Origin of the sequence: uncultured Gimesia sp. (assembly GCF_963972345.1) — a bacterium.
GTDB lineage: Bacteria > Planctomycetota > Planctomycetia > Planctomycetales > Planctomycetaceae > Gimesia.
Genome location: NZ_CAXAVM010000348.1, coordinates 1 through 2913, shown reverse-complemented (window position 1 = coordinate 2913; position 2913 = coordinate 1). Strand labels below are relative to the sequence as shown.

Annotated in this window: 3 protein-coding genes; 1 reads left to right on the top strand and 2 read right to left on the bottom strand. The window is 54.3% G+C overall.

The features are described 5' to 3' along the window. Nucleotides 1-850, bottom strand: an 850-nt coding sequence (murQ, locus tag AACZ40_RS28885; RefSeq protein WP_339677132.1) for an N-acetylmuramic acid 6-phosphate etherase, incomplete at its 3' end; no start/stop codon positions are given. A gap of 248 nt (nucleotides 851-1098) precedes the next feature. Between murQ and AACZ40_RS28880 the strand changes: the two genes are divergently transcribed. Continuing rightward, the gene (locus tag AACZ40_RS28880) at nucleotides 1099-2571 is read left to right on the top strand and encodes a sodium:solute symporter (protein WP_291170119.1); all 1473 of its coding nucleotides are present in this window, start codon (nucleotides 1099-1101) and stop codon (nucleotides 2569-2571) included. A gap of 9 nt (nucleotides 2572-2580) precedes the next feature. On the opposite strand, the gene AACZ40_RS28875 is transcribed toward AACZ40_RS28880, so the two are convergent. Next, a partial coding sequence (locus AACZ40_RS28875; RefSeq protein WP_339677129.1) for a hypothetical protein occupies nucleotides 2581-2913 on the bottom strand: 333 nt, incomplete at its 5' end.

Below are 2913 nucleotides of genomic sequence, written 5' to 3'. Positions count from 1 at the left end.
TCAACAGCTCTTCCGCTACCTCGGGAGAAACATTCCGTTTGACATGGACAATCGCGGTTTTTAATCTACCAGCACATTGCCCCAGCACAGCGGCTGCCTCTTCACGGGATAGATCGGTAAACGCCATCAGAATCCGAACCGAACGGTCTTTCAGTTTCTGATTCGTGGCCCGTAAATCCACCATCAGATTCCCATATGTTTTCCCCACACGAACCATCGCCCCCGTCGTCAGCATGTTCAAGACCATTTTCGTAGCGGTTCCTGCTTTCAGTCGCGTCGAACCAGTCACGACTTCCGGCCCAACCACCGGGCAGATGGTCAACGCCGCTACTTCGGACAACTGGTTCTCCTGATTGCACGTCAGCGCAATCGTCTGAGCACCCAGCTTCTGCGCGTACTTCAAACCTGCGATGACATAAGGCGTCCGCCCACTGGTGGCGATTCCTACCAGCACGTCAGCTTTGCTGAAACTCACACTCTGCAAATCGGCTCTGCCAGCCTCCCCCTGGTCTTCCGCTCCTTCAATCGCATTCGTCAGCGCTGCTGTACCGCCGGCGATCAAACCCACCACCAGTTCAGGCAGGCTGTTAAACGTGGGAGGACACTCGCTGGCATCCAGCACCCCCAGTCGCCCCGATGTTCCCGCTCCCATATATATCAGACGACCTCCCTGCAGAAACGCCTCGGTAATCAGATCAATGGCTGCAGCGATCGAAGTCGCTTCCTGCTCCACAGCCGCCGCGATCCTGGCATCTTCCTCATTCATCAACTGAACAATTTCCAGACTGTTCATCGAATCAATCTGGTCTGATGCCGGATTACGCTGCTCTGTCGTCAAATGTTCTAACATGATTTAGTCGAAATCCACTCTGAGTTAACGGTCGTGATCTGGAGGCAATCAAAACTTTGAAATCACCGTGGCCTGTCCAATACGAAATCGGCCAGTTACTATGATAACCGGGTTCCCGAATCCTGAAAGGATAGAACTCATGATTCTGAATCAGGATCATTCGCTTCTGATCAGGTTCGTACCAGTTGTCACAATTCGTTCGTGCTCTTCAACTCCACACACCATCCCTGATTTCAGGTGTCGCCGCAGTGAATATCGCCATCGGAACCACAGATCTGATCATCCTGCTCCTGTACCTCACAGCCGTGGTACTGTTCGGTTCCTGGATCGGCGGTCGCCAGAAAGACCTGTCCGATTACCTGCTCGGCGGGAAAACACTGCCCTGGTGGGCGATTCTGGGTTCAATTGTCGCCACCGAAACCAGTACCGTCACCTTTCTCAGTGTACCGGGCATCGCCTTTGCGCCGGGAGGTAACCTGCAGTTTCTGCAACTCCCCCTCGGCTATATCGTGGGCCGCTTCCTCGTCATCCTGTTTCTGCTCCCCCTCTATTTTCGGGGTGAAATCTACTCGGCTTACGAAGTCTTCAAACAGCGATTCGGGGGCACCACCGAACGGGTCTCCTCCCTGACCTTTATCGTCATGCGGACACTCGCCGATGGTCTCAGGCTCTACCTGACGGCTCTCGTTCTGGAAAAAGTGGTCGGCATCCCACTTCCTCTCTGCGTGGTGGTCATCGGCATTGGCACCATTGTCTACACCTGCCTGGGGGGCATGAAATCCGTAGTCTGGAACGACTGTCTGCAGTTCGTCATCTATATCGCCGGTGCTGTGTTTGCGTTCGCCGTGATCATCAATGATCTGCCGGATGGCTGGAGCAGTTATCAGCAGTACGCAGCCGCCAACCAGAAATTCACCATGTTCGATTTCGACTGGAACCTCGCGAAGAGCTATACCTTCTGGGCCGGCCTGGTAGGAGGCATGTTTCTCTCGATGGCGACGCACGGAGCCGACCAGCTCATGATTCAGCGTTACCTCGGTGCAAAGAACCAGAAAGAGGCCGCCCGGGCACTGGGATTCAGCGGCTTTCTCGTCTTCGCACAGTTCGCATTGTTTCTACTGCTGGGCGTCGCGTTGGCAGCTTTCTACTCAGCATTTCCTCCCGCGGTTCCCTTCGAGAAAACGGACGAAGTCTTCGCCTCTTTCATCATCGATCATCTGCCCGTGGGAGTAAAAGGGCTGACGCTCGCCGCCGTCTTCGCTGCTGCCATGTCGACGCTCTCCAGTTCACTCAGTTCCACCACCAGCGCCCTGGTGAATGATTTTTATCTGCCCCTGACATCAACTCACAAACAGCAGTCCGAACTGGTCAGGCTGAGCCGTATCTTCACTGCCTTGTTTGGTTGTGCCCAAATCGCGGTCGGCATCGCCAGTCAGTCCATTTCCAGCAGTGTGGTCGGCAGCGTACTGGCGATTGCCGGCATTTCCACCGGGCTGATCCTCGGCATCTTTTTCCTGGCGACCTTCAGCAGACAGGCTTCACAGGCATCCGCCCTGCTCGGTTTCGTTATCGGGCTCGCGGTCGTGCTCTACGTGGCGTTCGCTATGAAACAGGAAGTCGCCTGGCCGTGGTACACTTTAGTCGGTGCTGCCACTGTTTTCATAGTCGGGATAGCCAGCAGCCGATTTCTTCCGCAGTCACAAATTCTGGCTGAAGATTAACTTCTCGCTTCACTGCCCGCGCCACAGAATCTGGTCCGAAATCTCCAGTCGCTCCTGTGCCATTGCAATCTCACTTTTGAAGCGACGCGCATCCACTGGATACCCCTTGGTCGGCTTCAGATCCGTCACATGCTGACACCAGTATTGATTGAACTGTTCCATCATTACTTCCCGCGTGTATTTGCAGACCATTGAAGAGACCGCCACCGGAAAATGCTCTTCTGCCCTCGTCTGAAACCGGACTTCCGTATTGCCAATCTTATACACACTCTTCTGGGTCGATTCTTCCACACGAAAGATCATCTCCCCGTCCAGAATTTCATCCAGAAATTCATCATAACG